We start from the raw sequence: 20,752 nt of genomic DNA on the forward strand, positions 1-20,752 counted from the left end.
TGTTTTAACTTGTCGGATATTAAACCAGGAATTTATTATCTTGTTCGATGATGTTGGTGATTGTCAGGGATAGTAAAGCGCGTTACTCTTTTCAGAGCAGTTTTTCATCCCTGAATATTTACCATCAGCGCATTCTTATTATTGTAATAATACAAACGTTCACTTTTGGTGAAATTTTATCATCACTAATAATACCTACCCCTTTGGTATTAATTATTTTATGGACCTTTTATGACTGTTCAGGACTACTTATTAAAATTTCGCAAAATCAGTTCACTCGAAAGTCTGGAAAAACTCTACGACCATCTTAATTACACCCTGACGGACGATCAGGAACTGATCAATATGTATCGTGCTGCCGATCACCGTCGCGCAGAGCTGGTTTCTGGCGGGCGTTTGTTTGACCTCGGCCAGGTACCGAAGTCCGTCTGGCACTATGTCCAATAAAGAAAGTAGCGATCGGTTATAAAAGCCTTATAATAACGCCCCTAAAATTAGATTTGCCTGTTTGCGTCGCTATTCTGGAGAACCTATGACCACCACAACGCCACAACGTATTGGAGGCTGGTTGCTTGGCCCATTAGCCTGGCTTTTAGTCGCTCTGTTAAGTACGACGCTGGCGTTGTTGCTGTATACCGCTGCGTTATCTTCTCCGCAAACATTTCAAACGCTCGGCGAACAAGCACTGACGACACAAATCTTATGGGGCGTTTCTTTTATTACCGCTATCGCCATGTGGTATTACACACTGTGGTTGACCATCGCTTTCTTTAAACGTCGGCGTTGTGTTCCTAAACACTATATTATCTGGCTGCTTATTTCCGTATTGCTGGCAGTAAAAGCGTTCGCTTTTTCACCCGTGGAAGATGGCATAGCCGTTCGCCAGTTACTGTTTACTTTGTTGGCAACCGCATTGATCGTCCCCTATTTTAAACGCTCGTCGCGGGTGAAAGCGACGTTTGTGAATCCGTAATAACCTTACAGTTAACCTGTTGTCGCCTGCTCTGGATTAACGGATAATAGGCGGCTTTTTTATTTCAGGCCGAAAAATGACTGACTACCTGTTACTGTTTGTCGGAACTGTACTGGTCAATAACTTTGTACTGGTCAAGTTTCTCGGTCTCTGTCCGTTTATGGGGGTTTCCAAAAAGCTGGAAACCGCGATGGGCATGGGGCTGGCTACAACGTTTGTGATGACGCTGGCGTCTATTTGCGCCTGGCTTATCGATACGTGGATTTTGATCCCGCTTAATCTGATTTACCTGCGCACCCTGGCGTTTATTCTGGTGATTGCTGTGGTTGTGCAGTTCACCGAGATGGTGGTGCGCAAAACCAGCCCGGTGCTTTACCGTCTGCTGGGGATTTTTTTGCCGCTTATCACCACCAACTGTGCAGTGCTCGGCGTGGCGTTGCTGAATATCAATCTCGGGCACAATTTCTTGCAGTCGGCGCTGTACGGTTTTTCCGCCGCTGTCGGTTTCTCGCTGGTGATGGTGCTCTTCGCCGCCATCCGCGAACGCCTTGCTGTGGCTGATGTCCCGGCACCTTTTCGCGGTAATGCCATTGCGTTAATTACCGCAGGTCTTATGTCTCTGGCCTTTATGGGCTTTAGTGGTTTGGTGAAGTTGTAATGAATGCTATCTGGATTGCCGTTGCCGCCGTGAGCCTGCTGGGCCTGGCGTTTGGCGCCATTCTGGGTTATGCCTCCCGCCGTTTTGCGGTGGAAGACGATCCGGTCGTTGAGAAAATTGACGAAATCTTACCGCAGAGCCAGTGTGGTCAATGCGGTTATCCCGGCTGTCGCCCCTACGCGGAAGCCATCAGCTGTAACGGTGAAAAAATTAACCGCTGCGCCCCAGGTGGCGAAGCTGTGATGCTAAAAATTGCTGAGTTGCTTAATGTCGAGCCACAGCCGCTGGATGGCGAAGCGCAAGAGCTAACGCCTGCGCGGATGGTGGCGTTTATTGATGAAAATAACTGTATTGGCTGCACTAAATGTATTCAGGCGTGTCCGGTAGACGCCATCGTTGGTGCTACCCGCGCCATGCATACGGTAATGAGTGATCTCTGTACGGGCTGCAATTTATGTGTTGATCCGTGCCCGACGCACTGCATCTCGTTGCAACCGGTTGCAGAAACACCTGACTCCTGGAAATGGGATCTGAACACCATTCCCGTGCGTATCATTCCCGTGGAACACCATGCTTAAGTTATTCTCTGCATTCAGAAAAAATAAAATCTGGGATTTCAACGGCGGCATCCATCCACCGGAGATGAAAACCCAGTCCAACGGTACGCCCCTGCGCCAGGTACCACTGGCGCAGCGTTTTGTCATACCACTGAAACAACATATTGGCGCTGAAGGTGAGTTGTGCGTTAGCGTCGGCGATAAAGTACTGCGCGGCCAGCCGCTTACCCGTGGACGCGGCAAAATGCTGCCAGTTCACGCGCCCACCTCGGGTACCGTTACGGCTATTGCGCCCCACTCTACGGCTCATCCTTCAGCTTTAGCTGAATTAAGCGTGATTATTGATGCCGATGGCGAAGACTGCTGGATCCCGCGCGACGGCTGGGACGATTATCGCTCTCGCAGTCGCGAAGAGTTAATCGAGCGCATTCATCAGTTTGGTGTTGCCGGGCTGGGTGGTGCGGGATTCCCGACAGGCGTTAAATTGCAGGGCGGCGGAGATAAGATTGAAACGTTGATTATCAACGCTGCTGAGTGCGAGCCGTACATTACCGCCGATGACCGTTTGATGCAGGATTGCGCGGCTCAGGTCGTAGAGGGTATTCGCATTCTTGCGCATATTCTGCAGCCACGCGAAATTCTTATCGGCATTGAAGATAACAAACCGCAGGCGATTTCCATGCTGCGCGCGGTGCTGGCGGACTCTCACGATATTTCTCTGCGGGTGATTCCAACCAAATATCCTTCTGGCGGTGCTAAACAATTAACCTACATTCTGACCGGGAAGCAGGTTCCACATGGCGGGCGTTCATCCGATATCGGCGTATTAATGCAAAACGTCGGCACTGCTTATGCAGTGAAACGTGCCGTTATCGATGGCGAACCGATTACTGAGCGTGTCGTGACCCTGACTGGCGAAGCAATCGCACGCCCGGGCAACGTCTGGGCACGGCTGGGTACGCCAGTGCGTCATTTATTGAATGATGCCGGATTCTGCCCCTCTGCCGATCAAATGGTGATTATGGGCGGCCCGCTAATGGGCTTTACCTTGCCATGGCTGGATGTCCCGGTCGTAAAGATTACCAACTGTCTGTTGGCTCCCTCTGCCAATGAACTTGGCGAACCACAGGAAGAACAAAGTTGCATCCGTTGTAGCGCCTGTGCTGACGCCTGCCCTGCGGATCTTTTGCCGCAACAGTTGTACTGGTTCAGCAAAGGTCAGCAACACGATAAAGCCACCACGCATAACATTGCCGACTGCATTGAATGTGGGGCTTGCGCGTGGGTTTGCCCGAGCAATATTCCCCTGGTGCAATATTTCCGTCAGGAAAAAGCTGAAATTGCGGCTATTCGTCAGGAAGAAAAGCGCGCCGCAGAAGCCAAAGCGCGTTTCGAAGCGCGCCAGGCTCGTCTGGAGCGCGAAAAAGCGGCTCGCCTTGAACGACATAAGAGCGCAGCCGTTCAACCTGCAGCCAAAGATAAAGATGCGATTGCTGCCGCTCTGGCGCGGGTGAAAGAGAAACAGGCCCAGGCTACACAGCCTATTGTGATTAAAGCGGGCGAACGCCCGGATAACAGCGCAATTATTGCAGCACGGGAAGCCCGTAAAGCGCAAGCCAGAGCGAAACAGGCAGAACTGCAGCAAACTAACGACGCAGCAACCGTTGCTGATCCACGTAAAACCGCAGTTGAAGCCGCTATCGCCCGCGCCAAAGCGCGCAAGCTGGAGCAGCAACAGGCTAATGCGGAGCCAGAAGAACAGATCGATCCACGCAAAGCCGCCGTTGAAGCGGCTATTGCCCGTGCGAAAGCACGCAAGCTGGAACAGCAACAGGCTAACGCAGAACCAGAAGAACAGGTTGACCCGCGCAAAGCCGCCGTTGAAGCGGCTATTGCCCGCGCCAAAGCACGCAAGCTGGAACAGCAACAAGCTAATGCGGAACCAGAACAACAGGTCGATCCGCGCAAAGCTGCCGTCGAAGCCGCTATTGCCCGTGCCAAAGCGCGCAAACTGGAACAGCAACAGGCTAATGCGGAGCCAGAAGAACAGGTTGATCCGCGCAAAGCTGCCGTCGAAGCGGCTATTGCCCGCGCCAAAGCACGCAAGCTGGAACAGCAACAGGCTAATGCGGTACCAGAAGAACAGGTTGATCCGCGCAAAGCGGCAGTTGCCGCGGCTATTGCCCGCGTTCAGGCCAAAAAAGCCGCCCAGCAAAAGGTTGTAAACGAGGACTAAATGGTATTCAGAATAGCTAGCTCCCCTTATACCCATAACCAGCGCCAAACATCGCGCATTATGCTGTTGGTGTTGCTCGCAGCCGTGCCAGGAATCGCAGCGCAACTGTGGTTTTTTGGTTGGGGTACTCTCGTTCAGATCCTGTTGGCGTCGGTCAGTGCTCTGTTAGCCGAAGCTCTCGTACTCAAACTACGCAAGCAATCAGTAGCCGCAACGTTGAAAGATAACTCAGCATTGCTGACAGGCTTATTGCTGGCGGTAAGTATTCCCCCCCTCGCGCCATGGTGGATGGTCGTACTGGGTACGGTGTTTGCGGTGATCATCGCTAAACAGTTGTATGGCGGTCTGGGGCAAAACCCGTTTAATCCGGCAATGATTGGTTATGTGGTCTTACTGATCTCCTTCCCGGTGCAGATGACCAGCTGGTTACCGCCGCATGACATTGCGGTCAACATCCCTGGTTTTGTCGACGCCGTACAGGTTATTTTCAGCGGTCATACCACCAGTGGCAATGATATGAACACACTACGCTTAGGTATTGATGGCATAAGTCAGGCAACACCGCTGGATACATTCAAAACCTCTGTCCGCGCCGGTCATTCGGTTGAACAGATTATGCAATATCCTATCTACAGCGGTATTCTCGCGGGTGCAGGCTGGCAATGGGTGAATCTCGCCTGGCTGGCTGGCGGCGTGTGGTTGCTATGGCAGAAAGCGATTCGCTGGCATATTCCCCTCAGCTTCTTAGTAACGCTGGCGTTATGCGCAACGTTGGGCTGGTTGTTCTCACCAGAAACACTGGCAGCACCGCAAATTCATCTGCTGTCTGGAGCGACCATGCTCGGCGCATTCTTTATTTTGACTGACCCGGTTACCGCTTCTACGACCAATCGTGGTCGTCTTATTTTCGGCGCGCTGGCGGGTTTATTAGTCTGGTTGATCCGCAGTTTCGGCGGCTATCCTGACGGCGTGGCTTTTGCCGTCCTGCTGGCGAACATCACGGTTCCTCTGATCGATTACTACACGCGTCCGCGCGTCTACGGCCATCGCAAAGGGTAAACCATGCTGAAAACTATCCGAAAACACGGCATTACACTGGCACTATTTGCAGCGGGTTCTACAGGGTTAACTGCGGCCATCAACCAGATGACCAAAACGACAATTGCTGAACAGGCCAGTCTGCAACAAAAGGCGTTATTTGATCAGGTGCTGCCAGCCGAACGCTATAACAATGCGCTGGCACAGAGTTGCTATCTGGTAACTGCGCCAGAGTTAGGTAAAGGTGAGCATCGGGTTTACATCGCCAAACAGGATGACAAACCGGTAGCCGCCGTTCTGGAAGCAACCGCGCCAGATGGCTATTCTGGTGCGATTCAGCTGCTGGTGGGAGCCGATTTTAACGGCACGGTACTAGGCACGCGCGTGACAGAGCACCACGAAACGCCAGGGCTTGGCGATAAAATCGAACTGCGCCTTTCTGACTGGATCACCCATTTTGCGGGTAAAAAAATCAGTGGTGCGGATGATGCGCACTGGGCGGTGAAGAAAGATGGTGGTGATTTCGACCAGTTCACCGGCGCGACGATTACTCCGCGCGCGGTGGTAAATGCGGTAAAACGCGCCGGATTGTACGCGCAGACGTTACCGGCACAACTTTCTCAACTTCCTGCCTGTGGAGAATAAAGCGTGAGCGAAATTAAAGACGTTATTGTTCAGGGGTTGTGGAAAAACAACTCTGCGCTGGTCCAGTTGCTCGGCCTTTGTCCGCTGCTGGCGGTCACGTCCACTGCCACCAACGCCCTGGGTTTAGGACTTGCGACAACGCTGGTGCTGACGCTGACCAATCTGACCATTTCGACGCTGCGCCACTGGACCCCAGCCGAGATCCGCATTCCCATTTACGTGATGATCATCGCCTCGGTGGTCAGCGCTGTACAGATGCTGATCAACGCCTACGCCTTTGGTCTGTATCAATCGTTAGGGATTTTTATTCCGCTGATTGTCACTAACTGTATCGTTGTGGGCCGCGCTGAAGCCTTCGCCGCAAAAAAAGGTCCGGCGCTTTCGGCACTGGACGGCTTTTCAATTGGTATGGGCGCAACCTGCGCCATGTTCGTGCTGGGTTCACTACGCGAAATTATCGGCAATGGCACGTTGTTTGACGGTGCAGATGCGCTGTTAGGTAGCTGGGCCAAAGTATTACGCGTGGAGATTTTCCACACCGACTCCCCTTTCCTGCTGGCAATGCTGCCACCAGGTGCATTTATTGGCCTGGGACTGATGCTGGCAGGAAAATACCTGATTGATGAAAGAATGAAAAAGCGCCGTGCTGAAGCAGCTGCCGAAGGTGCATTGCCAAACGGTGAAACAGGGAATGTCTGATGAACAAAGCAAAACGCCTGGAGATCCTCACCCGCCTGCGTGAGAACAATCCTCATCCCACTACTGAGCTTAATTTCAGTTCGCCTTTTGAATTGCTGATTGCCGTGCTGCTTTCCGCTCAGGCCACCGATGTCAGCGTTAATAAGGCGACGGCAAAACTTTACCCGGTAGCGAATACGCCTGCAGCGATGCTTGAGCTGGGCGTCGAAGGGGTGAAAAACTATATCAAAACTATTGGCCTTTATAACAGCAAAGCAGAAAATATCATCAAAACCTGCCGTATCTTACTGGAACAGCATAATGGCGAGGTGCCTGAAGATCGTGCTGCGCTTGAAGCCCTGCCTGGTGTAGGTCGTAAAACAGCCAACGTCGTATTAAACACCGCATTCGGCTGGCCGACTATTGCTGTCGACACGCACATTTTCCGCGTTTGTAATCGTACTCAATTTGCGCCGGGGAAAAACGTCGAACAGGTAGAAGAAAAGCTACTGAAAGTGGTTCCGGCAGAGTTTAAAGTCGACTGCCACCATTGGTTGATCCTGCACGGGCGTTATACCTGTATTGCCCGCAAGCCTCGCTGTGGCTCTTGTATTATTGAAGATCTTTGTGAATACAAAGAGAAAGTTGACATCTGAAGAAAAGGGGTAACACCGATTACCCCATTGATAACCTTTCTTTATCCTCTTTTAAAACATCTTTTTAACGTCAATGATGCCATTGCTTAGCGTTATCATCAGGTAATCCGTTTGCGGATAACCAAAAATGCAGGTTAATTGTTTTTTTAATAGCGAAATTTTCTATTCATTCGTGATCAAGATCACGATGCTGTGGCAATGTAAAAACATTGCAAGAACTAGGTTAAAATCATTTAAATTTACACACGCAACAAATATTGACCTACAAAACATTACACTGGCTATTTTTCAGAAACTGGACTATCTCACTAGGAAAAACGCCAAATAGCAGAACATATCGCCGTTAAGCCATCATCCCCCTCTCAGGGTAGTGAAAAAATCTGCCGTTACGTTTTTTGAAAAATTTAACGCTGGATAACATTTCCCGGAATGGTTGAATTCCCCGCCTCAGTTATATGTAACAGATTATTACAAAGGACTTGTCTGAAAGTGCAAGATAGTGAACATTACCTGCCGTTTCCCCTCCCACTATAACAATTGCGCGTATGTTTTTTAGGCATAACGCGAGAAAGCACCCCCGTTAATATGGGATGTAAAAAAAGAGGTAAAAGTGTCCACTGCAAACCAAAAACCAACTGAAAGCGTCAGTTTGAACGCTTTCAAACAACCGAAGGCGTTCTATCTCATCTTCTCGATTGAGTTATGGGAACGTTTTGGTTATTACGGCCTACAAGGAATTATGGCTGTTTACCTGGTTAAACAACTGGGTATGTCTGAAGCGGATTCAATCACCCTTTTCTCTTCCTTTAGTGCCCTGGTTTATGGTCTGGTCGCTATCGGCGGCTGGTTAGGTGACAAAGTACTGGGTACTAAACGCGTAATTATGCTTGGCGCTATTGTGCTGGCGATTGGTTATGCTCTGGTTGCCTGGTCTGGTCACGACGCCGGTATCGTTTATATGGGTATGGCGGCTATTGCGGTCGGTAACGGCCTGTTTAAAGCTAACCCGTCTTCTCTGCTTTCTACATGCTATGAGAAAAACGACCCGCGTCTGGACGGTGCATTCACCATGTACTACATGTCCGTCAACATCGGCTCTTTCTTCTCTATGATCGCCACCCCGTGGCTGGCCGCGAAATACGGCTGGAGTGTTGCGTTTGCGTTGAGCGTAGTCGGTCTGCTGATCACTATCGTTAACTTCGCCTTCTGCCAACGCTGGGTTAAACAGTACGGTTCAAAACCAGACTTCGAGCCTATCAACTACCGTAACCTGCTGCTGACCATTATTGGTGTTGTGGCGCTGATCGCTATCGCCACCTGGCTGCTGCACAATCAGGAAGTTGCGCGTATGGCGCTGGGCGTTGTTGCCTTTGGTATCGTGGTTATCTTCGGTAAAGAAGCCTTCGCGATGAAAGGTGCTGCGCGTCGTAAAATGATCGTTGCCTTCATCCTGATGCTCGAAGCCATTATCTTCTTCGTGCTGTACAGCCAGATGCCAACGTCACTGAACTTCTTTGCGATTCGTAACGTTGAACACACCATTCTGGGCCTGGCCGTAGAACCTGAGCAGTATCAGGCACTGAACCCGTTCTGGATCATCATTGGTAGCCCGATTCTGGCCGCTATCTATAACAAGATGGGCGATACCCTGCCGATGCCAACTAAGTTTGCAATCGGTATGGTGATGTGTTCTGGTGCGTTCCTGATTCTGCCGCTGGGTGCAAAATTCGCGTCTGACGCAGGTATCGTGTCTGTAAGCTGGCTGGTCGCAAGCTATGGCCTGCAGAGTATCGGGGAACTGATGATCTCTGGTCTGGGTCTGGCAATGGTTGCACAACTCGTTCCGCAGCGTCTGATGGGCTTCATTATGGGCAGCTGGTTCCTGACCACTGCTGGTGCAAACCTGATTGGTGGTTATGTTGCGGGTATGATGGCTGTGCCGGATAACGTTACCGATCCGCTGATGTCACTGGAAGTCTATGGTCGCGTATTCTTGCAGATTGGTGTCGCTACTGCCGTTATTGCGGTACTGATGCTGCTGACCGCGCCGAAACTGCACCGCATGACGCAGGATGACGCTGCAGACAAAGCGGCGAAAGCTGCTGTAGCGTAAAATTCAGGGAAACTCTTTTACAAGCCGCTAACTTTTCGTTAGCGGCTTTTTTTTTGTTCAGCAACGCACTACCATACTTTAAACCACAGACAAAAGGAGTTACCGATGAAATTGTTCTACAAACCGGGCGCCTGCTCTCTCGCTTCCCATATCACCCTGCGTGAGAGCGGAAAGGATTTTACGCTCGTCAGTGTGGATTTAATGAAAAAACGTCTCGAAAACGGTGACGATTACTTTGCAGTTAACCCTAAGGGACAGGTGCCTGCATTGCTGATGGACGATGGTACTTTGCTGACGGAAGGCGTAGCAATTATGCAGTATCTTGCCGACAGCGTCCCCGACCGCCAGTTGCTGGCACCGGTAAACAGTATTTCCCGCTATAAAACCATCGAATGGCTGAATTACATCGCCACCGAGCTGCATAAAGGTTTCACGCCTCTGTTTCGCCCTGATACACCGGAAGAGTACAAACCGACAGTTCGCGCGCAGCTGGAGAAGAAGCTGCAATATGTGAACGATGCACTGAAGGATGAGCACTGGATCTGCGGGCAACGATTTACAATTGCTGATGCCTATCTGTTTACGGTTCTGCGCTGGGCATACGCGGTGAAACTGAATCTGGAAGGGTTAGAGCACATCGCGGCATTTATGCAACGTATGGCTGAACGTCCGGAAGTACAAGACGCGCTGTCAGCGGAAGGCTTAAAGTAATAGCTATCGGCCCACAGGTTGTTGTGGGCCGAAATGAGATATTTCAGAGCTTTGTTGCGCTGAAATAATGTTCTGGTTTGGCAATACGATCCTGAGCAGCAACCACTTGCAGCTCATATTCCTGCATTGCTTTGGTGGTCACCATGATTTCGTATACTGCAGCGGTCACATGTTCCAGGGCCTCCTGCAGCGTTGCCCCCTGAAGCAGTTTCACCAGCAGTAAACCGCTCGTCACATCACCGACACCTACCGGTTGGCGCATACCAAAATCCACCAGCGGACGGCTGATATGCCAGGCTTCATCAGCGGTAACCAGCAGCATTTCAAAACGGTCACGGCTGTAGCCAGCCCGCGCCAGGTGTTTAACCAACACAATTTGTGGCCCTTGCGCAATGAGTTCACGCGCTGCCAGAACCGCTTCTTCGACGTTATTTACCGGATGCTCACAGAGTATCTCCAGCTCAACCAGATTCGGCGCAATGATATCGCTGGCAGGCAAACCGTGACGCACATGAAACTCTGCGACACCCGGTGCAACGATACAGCCTTTTTCCGGATGACCCATTACCGGATCGCAAAAATATTTCGCCTGCGGATTCGCTGCTTTCACCTGACGAACGATACCGAGGATATGTTCACCCTGCTCCGCCGAACCCAGATAGCCACTTAATACGGCATCACAGGTGTGTAATTTATCAATGGCGGCAATGCCTTGCACAATTTCGGTTAAATGGCTGGGCGGCATCACGCAGCCAGTCCATTTGCCGTATTGAGTGTGATTAGAAAATTGAACGGTGTTCAACGGCCAGACGTTCGCGCCCAGGCGGCGCATCTGTGGGGTAGTGATCAATTCTGGGCGGACTTAGTGCAGCCTGGTAGAACCAGCAAGCCTTGTGTGGCGCGGGGTGTGGTGATTTAGTGTGATTCTGGGCGGATTTGTGAGAAATGACCAAAAACGCTTTTTTTTGCGCTTTTTTCTGGGCGCTTTTGATCTGGTTCTGCTACAAACTTAACGGGTTTTAAATGCTTTTAAAAAAGTGTTTTATCCTTACCCGTTTTCCTCAATTTGTTCTCATCTGTGTGTTCGGTTTTGTTGTGGTTATTGCTGATTAGCTAACAGCACACGCCCCGCCAAAACGAGGCGCTTATGCTGATTTCTTGTTTACAGGCTTAGTTTCTTGCTCCGGTGTGACGGGAACGCGATCACCTGGTGTTCCAGCACAGAAAATAGCTTTGGCGCGGCGCAAAATCTCTTTGTCATTTTCCTCATCGCCAGCTAATGCCATGCAAACAGCGTCTTTAAGCGATTGCCTGATGTTCAGGCTTTGAATGGCCTTCCTTTGTTCCTCAAGTTCGCTATCGGCTTGCTTGGTTTGCCTGGTGGGTTGCTGTAGGCGTTCAAGGACTCCTTTGATGCCAATACAACACAGCATATCAATAAGACGCTCTCTATCTTCTGGAGTAGCTCGCCTTAGTATTTCATCGACAATACTTGTGTTTGGGCGGTTAACGTCTTCTGTAGGCACCTTTTTTTCTATTATTGGATCACGATCGCCCTCACCGTAGACCAGCCATTCCAGTGATACATTCTCTAATTTTGCTATCGTAGCGACCACATTTAGGCCGGGAGTGGTGCCTTTCTCAAAGTAGTTATTTATGGTCGAGTACGGCAACCCCCAGTCTGAGGTGGCTTTACGCAGACTCCTAGTGCCAACCAGTTGCTTGATTCTGTCCTGAATGCTTTCTTTTCTATTCTGAGAAAAGGAAAAATCATCGGCGGTTTGTTTACTCACTTTCTTTCCTCTCAATCTATTGATTTACAACACATTTCTACAAAAAGACTTTCTTTTCACCAAAGCAAGAAAAGAAAGCTTGTAATTTTCTATTTATGGATCAATACTTATATCCGAAGGGATAACACGGCGGTGTTATCCGCACGGATAACTTTTAAGGGTAACCTAATGATGGTTAGAAATGAAGTAATGAACAAAGACTGGCACCGCGAGTACATCGTTGCCGCTGTGCACACCAAAGGTTTTACATTGCGTGAACTTTCTGAACGCGCTGGTCTAAAAAAAGACTCTTTAAAAAATGCACTGTATCGCTCATGCCCTAAATATGAACGCATCATAGCCGATGCTATTGGTGTGGAACCTGCGGAGATCTGGCCAAGCCGGTATGCCAGTAAGGCGGCGTAATGTTTTATTCAGCCAATGAGCTGGCCGGTCTTCCTGGTTTGCCCGGTACAGTTCAGGGGGTGCGCTGGACGCTCAATCGGATCACAGATACGCACCCGGAATGGAAGCGCAAGCGCGAAGGCACCAAAGCATTCGAGTATCACATCGACTGCCTGCCCGCTGAAGCGCAGAAAGTTTTACGTAAGCGCCTGACCCATCAGGTTCTGGAAGATGCACAACTGCCCGCCGTGGTTGAGCAGAAGGCAGTTAAAAACGTCGCCGTTCGCGATGAACTGGAAGTGATGGTCAAATGCCCGGAACTGGCATTACGCGAAGTCCAGGCACTGACCGACAAGCAAAAGGCCATTGCTGATGCGCGGATATTGCTGGCTACTGAAGTGCATAAACTGCGTGAATACGCCGGAATGACCAGGAAGGCCGCGTTAAAGCACATCGTTGATGGTGTGCGCATGGGGGCGTTGCCTGACCGCATTATCGAAGCAGCGAATACTGCAAATGCACGTCAGGGAAAGCGAACCGGTGTCAGCACCGGCAGCCTGGATAGCTGGTACTCCAGCTGGGTGATGGCGCGCGGTGATGCCAATCAGTTACTGGCGTTACTGGCTCCCGGTCATCATAAGGGAACACCGTGGGAGCAGGTCTGGTGGTTGAGCGATTTCTTTATGTTCTATCGCTCATGGAAGCGCCCGACCGTTGAATATGCGTATCGCGAGTTTTCAGCCTGGTGGCATGAGAAGCACGCGAACGATGCGGGAATGCTGGCGGCACTGCCTTCCGTTCACGCAGTAAGACGGGTATTAAGCAGTGTCCCGGTGATTGTTAAGGAGCGTTTCCGCTCCACCGGTTCAGCCTGGCGTTCGCTCAATCCCTTTGTGCGACGCGACTGGAGCACATTACCGGTTAATGCGGTATGGGTCGGGGATGGTCACTGTATGAAACTGATGGCATTCAGCCCTGCCACCGGGAATACATTCCGGCCAGAAGTGACGCTGGTTATGGATGCAGGACAACGCTTTATTGTGGGCTGGTCGCTGTCCCTGTCGGAGAACGTGGTGGCCGTTGCTGATGCATTGCGTCATGGCATGTCACAACACGGAATACCGCTGATTTATTACTCCGATAACGGGGGCGGTGAAAAAAACCGGGTGCTTGATGCCGATATTACCGGGATTTTGCCCCGGCTGGGTGTGGAACATCACACGGGGATACCAGGTAACCCGCAGGGGCGCGGGGTAATAGAACGGGCAAACAAAGGAATACCCAAAGATGTGGCTCTGAGTTTCCAGACGTACTGCTCAAAAAATGCAGACAAGGAAACGGTGATGATGCAGCAACGCATCACACAGTCAGCCATTAAGGCCACCCACAAAGGGAAGGAGCTGACAAAGCGGCAGGTTAAAGCAATGGGAGAAGTCCCCACCTTTGAGCAATTGATGGCCGCAATAGAGCTGGAGGTAAAACGGTATAACAACCGCCCACACAGCAGCCTTCCCCGCAAAGAGGATGGCGAACATTACAGCCCGGCAGCGTATCGCCGGAAACTGATAAAAGAGCAGAAAGCTGAAATCGACATGCTGTCGCCGGAAGAACTTCACGAAATGTTCCGACCGGAAAGCATCTGCACAGTGCGACGCGGTGAAGTGGTGTTATTCAGAAACATCTATTTCTCCACAGAACTGGCAGCAGAGCACGGAAATGAAGTCAGGGTTTGTTACGACATTCACGACGCAAACAGCGTGATTGTCAGGCGGATGGACGGTTCTTATATCTGCGATGCCATCTGGAACGGTAACAAGGTTGATGCGTTCCCTAAAGCTGTTATCGAACAACAGCAGGAGAAACGCACCAGAGGCCGCATTGCACGGGCCGCGCAGAAAATCGAAGAGGCTAAACGCGAGCTTACTCCGGCTATTACGCAGAAACCTGACTTTAATTTTGGATTTGGTCTGGAGCGCCCGGAGAAAAAGGAAAAAGAAGAACTTTATTTATTCGCATCTGAACGCGAACGCAATTTAAAGAAAAACGGCACAAACAACCGTTAATTTAAAAGGTATTTAATTATGAGTTTAATTACGCAATTAAATGACGTAATGGCCCGTCGCGGCTATACGCAGACCCACGTCGCCCGTGCTATTGGTCGTAGCAGCGCCGTTATCAGCCAGTATTTGCAGGGTAAATATCAGGGCGATATGTCTGATATTGAAGAACGCATTTCTGCCTTTGTGACCCGTGAGCGGGAAAAAGAAAACAGCCGCCGTATTAAAGCAAAGTTTGTGACCACCGGTATGGCTGCCAAAGGACTGGAGGTGCTGGCCTACGCTCACCTGGAATGTGAAATCTGTGTGCTGTATGGCGCAGCAGGTCTTGGCAAAACAATGATTCTGCGTGAATACGCCGCCAGAAACCGGGATGCGGTCCTGATTGAAGCCGACCCGGGCTATACAGCCAGAACACTGCTTGAGGAGCTGTGCCGCCAGCTGGGGGTAAAAGTTCGCGGCAATATCCACGAACTGATTGATGCATGTGTGCGAGAACTGCGTGATTCCGGTCGTCTGCTGATGGTGGACGAGGCTGAACTGCTCCCCTATCGCGCACTGGAGGTTCTGCGCCGTCTGCATGACAAAGCGGGTATCGGGGTTGTTCTGGCGGGTATGCCTCGCCTTCTGATTAACCTCAAGGGGCGTCGTGGTGAGTTCGCCCAGTTATACAGCCGCGTGGCGCTGGCGCTTAACCTGGGCGATACGTTGTCGCAGGAAGATTTTAACCAGATAGCTACCGGGTTGATGCCGGAAGCAGCAGAGCCGGAAATCAGCGAGGCGCTTTATACACGTTCGCTGGGTAATGCCCGCCGTCTGTTCAAGCTGGCGCGTGGTGTGTACCGGATTTGTGATATCAGCGATGCGCCGGTCAGTGTGCAGGCCATTGATAAATTCGCAGAAATGTTAATTCACTGATGGAGAACAAGACGATGGACAAGCAGACCATTAACGCCGTCCGTTCCCGTGCCCGTGTGGCCATCCACACCACTGGTGGTCGTGTAACGGGACAACATCACCGTTTACCTGTGGTTTATGCCTGCCCGCCCGTGGGTGGTCCTGTATGGCCGGTAACGGAAATCATCCAGACATTCAGCGGCCTGCGCCGCGTGGTTAAAACGTCCTGTATCGACGGCTGCACCGTCGTATGGCAATAAGAGGAAATCAGAATGGCGGTCAAGTTAGAAGTAATTATCTATACCGATGAAAACGGTACGCTTCGTGTCAGGAGCATGGGGGCTGTTGATAAAAAAGGATTTACGGATGAAGAGGTCGGAGTAAGACAACGGTTATGGGAGGTAATGAATCAAACTCTTAATAAAGAATTTAACGGCGTTGATTTATTTTCTGTTGGCGTGGAACCCTGCGCGCAAAACACACATTAATTTGTAAATATCACTGAGGTAATTTAATTATGACGACTGAAAATAAAGTTAAGCAATACACGAAAACTGAAGCGCCTGAAGGTTACTGGGTGGATGCCCGTGGCGTAATGACACCTGAAAGTCTTATCAAAGATATTGACCGCGACCGTGAGCAGCTGGTCGGTGAGCTTGTGGAGATGGTGATTGCTGCCTCCGCCTCACTGCGTGAACTGAAACTGCGTGCGTTTGGTGATATTCAGGCGTTTATTGACCTGTCGGCGGAGAAATACGGCGCTGTGAAAGGCGGTAAAAAAGGGAATATCACGCTTTACAGCTTTGACGGGCGTTACAAGATTCAGCGCGCCATGCAGGACCGTATCGCGTTTGATGAACGCATTCAGACCGCGAAGTCGCTGATTGATGATTGCCTGGCTGACTGGACGGAAGGTGCACGTCCTGAAATAAAAGCCATCATCAGCGAAGCATTCAGCACGGACAAGGAAGGCAACATCAACACCGGGCGCGTTCTGGCTCTGCGTCGTCTCGATATTACGGAGGAGCGCTGGGATAACGCCATGAAACTGATTGGTGAAGCCGTCCAGGTGGTTGGCAGCAAAAGCTATATCCGCGTGTATGAGCGCGTCGGTGATTCCGACGAATACCGCGCAATCCCGCTTGATATTGCAGGGGTTTAACATGCATCAGGATATCAAAGAGTACAGAGCCGGAAATAGTTGCGCGGCGTATTCGCTGGGCGCGTCCAGAGCAGAACAACGCGGCGATTATGCCGAGGCTGAAAAGTTGTGGCGTAAGGCAGCGCAAAGCCCGTGTAGCACCCTGCGCCGCATCTGGGCTGAACATCGTGCGGAGTTCTGCGCTAACGCTCACCTGAAGGGATGGAGGCCACGCCATGAATGCGAAGAACTTTAATAAGCAGTATCCGCCAGGGACTCGCTTCATGCACACGGCACATCCGGCGTTGCGCGGTGGCCGGGTGGTGAAAACCGTTGCACCGGCCAGAGATTTTAAATGTGGTTGTGTGGTTGAAATTAATGTCGAGCCTTATTTCGTAAAAGTCGAAACACTGAAAGCAGCGCATTAATTTAATTCGTTTTTAATTGTTATTTAAAACAGGCGTAAACCCGCCGGGGCTGGCTTACGCCTGAATCTGAGGGATTCATTATGGAAAATAAAAGCAAATATATCGCCAGAATTAAAAAACTGTTACGCCTTGCCAGAGGAACATCAAGCCCGGAAGAAGCCGCTAACGCTATTGCAAAAGCCCAGGCTTATATGCGCCAGCATGGTATCAGCGAAAACGACGCGGAATTGTTCGACATTCAGGAAGCTGCCAGCGCGGGTGCGCCGAGTGATGCCAGTACACCGCCGCGTTATATGCACATCCTGTGTGACCTGGTATGTAAAGCCTTCGGTGTCGAGTGTTACATCTCCGGTGAATACCGGGCTTCTGGTTCACTCAAACGTTACGTTCGTTTTTATGGTCCTGACAGCCGCCCGGAAATTGCGGCCTACGCGTTTGATGTGCTTTCCCGTCAGATGATGGCAGAGCGTAATCAATATCAGGATAAACACTGTAAGCGTTGCAAACCATCCACGCGGGTGGCCCGTGGCGACCAGTTCTGCGAAGGCTGGGTCTTTGGTGCCCGTGATGTCATTGCGGTGTATGACGTCTCCCCGGAAGAAAAAAGCCGCCTTGAGCTTTACAGAGAAAACCTGCACAGGACTAAAGTGCGGCGCGACGGGGATATGCGCACAGCTAAAGCGTGTCGGGGTGCAGAGTTTGCCGCTACTGCTGGTTTTATCGCCGGGAAAAATGCCAGGTTGCATCAGGGGGTTAATGGTCAGAGCAACAGGCCGCTGGCGCTGGGAGGGGATAACGATGGCTTTTAAACTTCTCAGTGTTACCGAAGCAATATACCAGCCGCCAGAAGAACGCCACGAATACAGGATGAATGACGGCAGCGCGGCGGTTGAGTTTCCCAAATATCCGGGGGCTTCCCGGTGGCGGTTCTATGACAGTGCGGGACGCCGGATTATTAAAAGAACCGTGCACAACGCCATGAAAGCCGCTGTAGAACGTCACAAAAGAAGGTTTAACTGCAAATGAATATTGAATTTTATGACTACGGAGTCACCTCAAAAATCATTGTTACCTGCTGGTTCTGGGAGTTCCGTCGCTATTGCCGGGTTGTGGATGCGGCGTTGTTTGTGGCTCCTGAAGTGCGCCACCAGAGTGGCGGTGGCCTTTTAATGAAAACCGTCATCACCGGTAAAACGGTCCCGATGTTACGGGCGTTTAAAGTGGCAAAACAGGAGGCTTGCAATGGTCATTGATAAAACGATAACGATCGATGTAGCCATGAATACAGGTCTGGCGCTTATCGGTTATGGCTATATCACTTTTATGTCATTCAGGTGGTTGATTTCTTCGTTCTTTAAGCAATGTGAAAAACGTTGCCGCAAAGACAAGCGCGTGAAGGCACTAAATGCGTTTAATGACGCTTTTGATATTGACCGTATGCAACAGGGAGACCCGGCACGCGTAATTACCCAGGGAGATGTCGTGATTTTGGTATACCGGAGTGAAAAAAATGAACAGGAGGCGGCGCAGTGAACCAGCAAACCAGAATAAGCGATAAGAGCCTGACCAGACTGATTGCCGATGCTGACAAAATGCTTGATATGCGCGGACCGATTGTAGACAGAGAGTGGTGGATGCTTTTACGGCAGTCCCTGGTTGAACTTCAGGAACGCCGGAGTGCTGGAATCATTCCAGTGACGCTGAGAGTAAAGGAGCATCAGGTCAGAGAGCTGGTTAATCAGTTACGAGATGTGGCAATCAAATACCACGGAACGCAGCAATTACGGGAGCGTATTGCAACAACAGTCATTTATTCAGAACTGGTTTCAGGGGAATAATCAGATGAAAAACCGTAAGGCAAAAATTCTGTTAGCTCGCAGAAACGGTGTTGGGGTCTGGCGATGGTTGAGGATTAGTAACAGACGAGTGAGGTTGACGGGGTGTCGTGGTGTGATGGGGCACAGTTGTTGCAAAAAGCCCAGCGCGGCGCAAAACCGCTGGAAGAATCACACTAACGCAAAGTAATTAAATAATAACCAATAGCAGACCAAAATATATGTTTTGGTCTGCCAAAAGCGATGTTTTGGTCATTATGAAGATTGAACAAATCGGAATGGCAGCCTTCCGGCAGCAGGCTGAAAGCGGTGGCGTGGATGAGTTCGTCGTGCAGAGGTTCGGTGGTGTGTATCACCTCTTCGCTGTGAATCGCCGCGCTGGTGTGTCTTATTTTCTACAGGAACGCCGTGGCGATTACAAGACGTGGCTGTCTCTTGACCGTGCCGCCGCGTTCCTGTCAGGGATTGGCGTTTCACGTTTTACCGTGCGTTTTGAGGATAACAAACATGCTGAAAAAGATGATCGGAGCCATTAAAGCCGGTCAGGCGTATCTGGGGTGGGATGATGTCCTTTATCGCCAGACGCTGGCCCGCCTGACCGGTAAAACCAGCACCACACGCTGCAACCTCGATGAACTGCGCATCATCCGGGAATACATGCACGAACAGGGATTTCCGCGCAAAGCACCCGCCGGTAAAGGTCGCCGCCCCCGTGTTGCAATGAGCAGAAAATCAGTATTATCCAAAATTGAAGCGTTGCTGGCTGATGCCGGTCGTTCCTGGGCATATGCAGAAGGGCTGGCATCTCACATGTATAAGCAACATGTGATCGAATGGCTGACGGATGAACAGCTTTTTGGGGTAATGGTGGCGCTGGTTAAAGATTCAAGAAGGAGAAATCAATGATGAAAAAATGGTTGTTTTGTTTAGTAGGGGTTATTTTCTCTTGTTCTGCGTTGGCTCAGACAGAGGAACAGGCGCAAAAGGAACTGAAACGTTATCAGGATATGAAACCACAGGTTGAGCAACTTCTGAGGGAAAGCCTGAAACTCTATTATGACATGCCAGACGCTGCATCAGAATATAATAACGGTAACCCTGAAAAATGGCGTAAGGTCATAACAGGCCTGAAGGAATTCGATAAACAAATAGAGAAAATTGGCGGTAATGGCTTCGATCCTGTTTATAGTTCCTGTGTAAATATGGGGATTCAACTACAGGATTACTGGTCTAACGTCCTCGGCAACAACAAACAGTTTCTCGAGCGTTCCAGAAGTTTGTTTATACAGGATCGCATGGATTGCTTTGATCAATTCGTCTTTGGTAAAGAACGTATAGAGGCCAGAAAAGACCTTGCCATTGTTAATGTCTGGGATGAATAAACAGGAACCTCCGCAAACGCGGAGGTTTTTTATGAACTGTACAGGCGATCATGTATGGCTATAATAACAGTAAGTTACTACCGGAGACGCCATCATGCAGACCTTCAGTGAAACAGATCTTCGCGATGCGCAGGTACTGCTGCCCGATTCCGTACAGCAACTGATTAGCGTGATTGGCTTCCCCGCCCTGACCCGGTTAATCCGTTCTTTTGGTGGCGTGACGTTAAGCGGTAAAACCGGCGCACACGCCGGACGCACCGGCGGTGTCCATGCCCTGTTACATGACGTGCTGACCGAAGACGAAATCAACAAATTGATCCGCTTTCTTGGCGGTGCACCGTTTTACATTCCTCGTTGCGATCATGCGTTACGTGCCCTGCGTAACACCCGTTTTATGGCTGATTTACAGCAGCATGTAAAAGACGGATGCTCACACCGGCAGGCGCTGGCACTACTCTGTCCCCGTTACGGGATTTCAGACCGGTACGCATGGCAACTGATACACCGACGACAAAAACAGACTTCGCTGAAAAGCCCCACCCAGGTGGGGCTTTTTGATTAACAGGCCTC

General features: G+C 50.6%; 30 protein-coding genes and 1 pseudogene. 29 read left to right on the plus strand and 2 right to left on the minus strand.

Annotated elements, in window-relative coordinates; genetic code table 11:
• Positions 1-231 precede the first annotated feature (231 nt).
• From ydgT to gstA, 11 genes are all read left to right on the plus strand, one after another.
• Positions 232-447: a transcription modulator YdgT gene (gene ydgT, locus QUE34_RS10075; RefSeq protein ID WP_000217950.1), complete on the plus strand. Its 216-nt coding sequence runs from the start codon at positions 232-234 to the stop codon at positions 445-447.
• An 85-nt stretch (positions 448-532) separates the two neighbouring features.
• Positions 533-973 carry a DUF2569 domain-containing protein gene (locus QUE34_RS10080; RefSeq protein WP_001306099.1) on the plus strand — a complete coding sequence of 147 codons (441 nt, stop codon included), beginning with the start codon at positions 533-535 and terminating at the stop codon, positions 971-973.
• A gap of 76 nt (positions 974-1,049) precedes the next feature.
• On the plus strand, positions 1,050-1,631 hold the full coding sequence (rsxA, locus tag QUE34_RS10085; RefSeq protein WP_000133193.1) for an electron transport complex subunit RsxA: 582 nt from the start codon (positions 1,050-1,052) through the stop codon (positions 1,629-1,631).
• A complete protein-coding gene (rsxB, locus tag QUE34_RS10090) occupies positions 1,631-2,209 on the plus strand; it encodes an electron transport complex subunit RsxB (RefSeq protein WP_000991806.1) in 579 nt (192 codons plus the stop codon). The genes rsxA and rsxB overlap by 1 nt, the downstream gene beginning before the upstream one ends.
• The gene (rsxC, locus tag QUE34_RS10095) at positions 2,202-4,424 is read left to right on the plus strand and encodes an electron transport complex subunit RsxC (protein WP_032303117.1); all 2,223 of its coding nucleotides are present in this window, start codon (positions 2,202-2,204) and stop codon (positions 4,422-4,424) included. Before rsxB ends, rsxC begins: the two co-directional genes overlap by 8 nt.
• A complete protein-coding gene (gene rsxD, locus QUE34_RS10100) occupies positions 4,425-5,483 on the plus strand; it encodes an electron transport complex subunit RsxD (protein WP_032303118.1) in 1,059 nt (352 codons plus the stop codon).
• Positions 5,484-5,486: 3 nt separating this feature from the next.
• Positions 5,487-6,107 (plus strand): electron transport complex subunit RsxG, encoded by a 621-nt coding sequence (gene rsxG / locus QUE34_RS10105; RefSeq protein WP_000920784.1) that lies wholly within the window; start codon positions 5,487-5,489, stop codon positions 6,105-6,107.
• A gap of 3 nt (positions 6,108-6,110) precedes the next feature.
• Positions 6,111-6,806, plus strand: a complete 696-nt coding sequence (gene rsxE, locus QUE34_RS10110) for an electron transport complex subunit RsxE (protein ID WP_032303119.1) — start codon at positions 6,111-6,113, stop codon at positions 6,804-6,806.
• Positions 6,806-7,441, plus strand: coding sequence for an endonuclease III (nth, locus tag QUE34_RS10115; protein WP_103253684.1), 636 nt, complete (start codon positions 6,806-6,808; stop codon positions 7,439-7,441). The genes rsxE and nth overlap by 1 nt, the downstream gene beginning before the upstream one ends.
• Positions 7,442-8,051: 610 nt before the next feature.
• The gene (gene dtpA / locus QUE34_RS10120) at positions 8,052-9,554 is read left to right on the plus strand and encodes a dipeptide/tripeptide permease DtpA (RefSeq protein WP_000100942.1); all 1,503 of its coding nucleotides are present in this window, start codon (positions 8,052-8,054) and stop codon (positions 9,552-9,554) included.
• 105 nt (positions 9,555-9,659) lie between these two features.
• Positions 9,660-10,265 carry a glutathione transferase GstA gene (gene gstA, locus QUE34_RS10125; protein WP_103253683.1) on the plus strand — a complete coding sequence of 202 codons (606 nt, stop codon included), beginning with the start codon at positions 9,660-9,662 and terminating at the stop codon, positions 10,263-10,265.
• A 43-nt stretch (positions 10,266-10,308) separates the two neighbouring features.
• Here gstA and pdxY read toward each other — a convergent pair.
• Positions 10,309-11,097: pseudogene (gene pdxY / locus QUE34_RS10130) on the minus strand (pyridoxal kinase PdxY); the annotation flags it as partial.
• A 313-nt stretch (positions 11,098-11,410) separates the two neighbouring features.
• Positions 11,411-12,058: a helix-turn-helix domain-containing protein gene (locus tag QUE34_RS10135; RefSeq protein ID WP_047088848.1), complete on the minus strand. Its 648-nt coding sequence runs from the start codon at positions 12,056-12,058 to the stop codon at positions 11,411-11,413.
• A 168-nt stretch (positions 12,059-12,226) separates the two neighbouring features.
• Between QUE34_RS10135 and QUE34_RS10140 the strand changes: the two genes are divergently transcribed.
• The 18 genes from QUE34_RS10140 to QUE34_RS10220 all read left to right on the plus strand — a co-directional run bounded on the left by QUE34_RS10140 (position 12,227) and on the right by QUE34_RS10220 (position 20,744).
• Positions 12,227-12,463 (plus strand): helix-turn-helix domain-containing protein, encoded by a 237-nt coding sequence (locus QUE34_RS10140; RefSeq protein WP_000989761.1) that lies wholly within the window; start codon positions 12,227-12,229, stop codon positions 12,461-12,463.
• On the plus strand, positions 12,463-14,505 hold the full coding sequence (locus QUE34_RS10145) for a Mu transposase C-terminal domain-containing protein (RefSeq protein ID WP_047088849.1): 2,043 nt from the start codon (positions 12,463-12,465) through the stop codon (positions 14,503-14,505). Before QUE34_RS10140 ends, QUE34_RS10145 begins: the two co-directional genes overlap by 1 nt.
• 18 nt (positions 14,506-14,523) lie before the next feature.
• Positions 14,524-15,417 (plus strand): AAA family ATPase, encoded by an 894-nt coding sequence (locus QUE34_RS10150; protein WP_047088850.1) that lies wholly within the window; start codon positions 14,524-14,526, stop codon positions 15,415-15,417.
• Positions 15,418-15,431: 14 nt separating this feature from the next.
• Positions 15,432-15,656 carry a hypothetical protein gene (locus QUE34_RS10155; RefSeq protein ID WP_000361028.1) on the plus strand — a complete coding sequence of 75 codons (225 nt, stop codon included), beginning with the start codon at positions 15,432-15,434 and terminating at the stop codon, positions 15,654-15,656.
• A gap of 12 nt (positions 15,657-15,668) precedes the next feature.
• Complete coding sequence (locus QUE34_RS10160; protein WP_047088851.1) at positions 15,669-15,884, plus strand: hypothetical protein; 216 nt, start codon at positions 15,669-15,671, stop codon at positions 15,882-15,884.
• 29 nt (positions 15,885-15,913) lie between these two features.
• Entirely contained in the window at positions 15,914-16,558 is a 645-nt protein-coding gene (locus QUE34_RS10165) for a DUF3164 family protein (protein ID WP_047088852.1), read from the plus strand.
• 1 nt (position 16,559) lies between these two features.
• The gene (locus QUE34_RS10170) at positions 16,560-16,793 is read left to right on the plus strand and encodes an ANR family transcriptional regulator (RefSeq protein ID WP_012904653.1); all 234 of its coding nucleotides are present in this window, start codon (positions 16,560-16,562) and stop codon (positions 16,791-16,793) included.
• On the plus strand, positions 16,774-16,965 hold the full coding sequence (locus QUE34_RS10175; protein ID WP_047087255.1) for a hypothetical protein: 192 nt from the start codon (positions 16,774-16,776) through the stop codon (positions 16,963-16,965). The genes QUE34_RS10170 and QUE34_RS10175 overlap by 20 nt, the downstream gene beginning before the upstream one ends.
• 80 nt (positions 16,966-17,045) lie before the next feature.
• Entirely contained in the window at positions 17,046-17,774 is a 729-nt protein-coding gene (locus tag QUE34_RS10180; protein WP_047087257.1) for a DUF2786 domain-containing protein, read from the plus strand.
• Entirely contained in the window at positions 17,764-17,991 is a 228-nt protein-coding gene (locus QUE34_RS10185) for a hypothetical protein (RefSeq protein ID WP_047087259.1), read from the plus strand. Before QUE34_RS10180 ends, QUE34_RS10185 begins: the two co-directional genes overlap by 11 nt.
• Complete coding sequence (locus tag QUE34_RS10190) at positions 17,988-18,218, plus strand: hypothetical protein (protein WP_042966114.1); 231 nt, start codon at positions 17,988-17,990, stop codon at positions 18,216-18,218. The genes QUE34_RS10185 and QUE34_RS10190 overlap by 4 nt, the downstream gene beginning before the upstream one ends.
• On the plus strand, positions 18,208-18,498 hold the full coding sequence (locus QUE34_RS10195; RefSeq protein WP_042970909.1) for a DUF4752 family protein: 291 nt from the start codon (positions 18,208-18,210) through the stop codon (positions 18,496-18,498). Before QUE34_RS10190 ends, QUE34_RS10195 begins: the two co-directional genes overlap by 11 nt.
• Entirely contained in the window at positions 18,495-18,803 is a 309-nt protein-coding gene (locus tag QUE34_RS10200; RefSeq protein WP_042970913.1) for a hypothetical protein, read from the plus strand. The genes QUE34_RS10195 and QUE34_RS10200 overlap by 4 nt, the downstream gene beginning before the upstream one ends.
• A 4-nt stretch (positions 18,804-18,807) precedes the next feature.
• The gene (locus tag QUE34_RS28435) at positions 18,808-18,990 is read left to right on the plus strand and encodes a hypothetical protein (RefSeq protein ID WP_071940939.1); all 183 of its coding nucleotides are present in this window, start codon (positions 18,808-18,810) and stop codon (positions 18,988-18,990) included.
• A gap of 31 nt (positions 18,991-19,021) precedes the next feature.
• Entirely contained in the window at positions 19,022-19,336 is a 315-nt protein-coding gene (locus QUE34_RS10205) for a hypothetical protein (RefSeq protein WP_042966117.1), read from the plus strand.
• Complete coding sequence (locus QUE34_RS10210) at positions 19,308-19,706, plus strand: gp16 family protein (protein WP_047087260.1); 399 nt, start codon at positions 19,308-19,310, stop codon at positions 19,704-19,706. Before QUE34_RS10205 ends, QUE34_RS10210 begins: the two co-directional genes overlap by 29 nt.
• Positions 19,703-20,182, plus strand: coding sequence for a hypothetical protein (locus QUE34_RS10215; protein WP_042970930.1), 480 nt, complete (start codon positions 19,703-19,705; stop codon positions 20,180-20,182). The genes QUE34_RS10210 and QUE34_RS10215 overlap by 4 nt, the downstream gene beginning before the upstream one ends.
• Before the next feature lie 94 nt (positions 20,183-20,276).
• The gene (locus QUE34_RS10220; RefSeq protein WP_047087262.1) at positions 20,277-20,744 is read left to right on the plus strand and encodes a Mor transcription activator family protein; all 468 of its coding nucleotides are present in this window, start codon (positions 20,277-20,279) and stop codon (positions 20,742-20,744) included.
• The last annotated feature ends 8 nt before the right edge of the window (positions 20,745-20,752 follow it).

It is taken from the genome of Escherichia sp. KS167_9B (genome assembly GCF_030295215.1).
In the GTDB taxonomy this organism is placed as follows: Bacteria; Pseudomonadota; Gammaproteobacteria; order Enterobacterales; family Enterobacteriaceae; genus Escherichia; species Escherichia coli_F.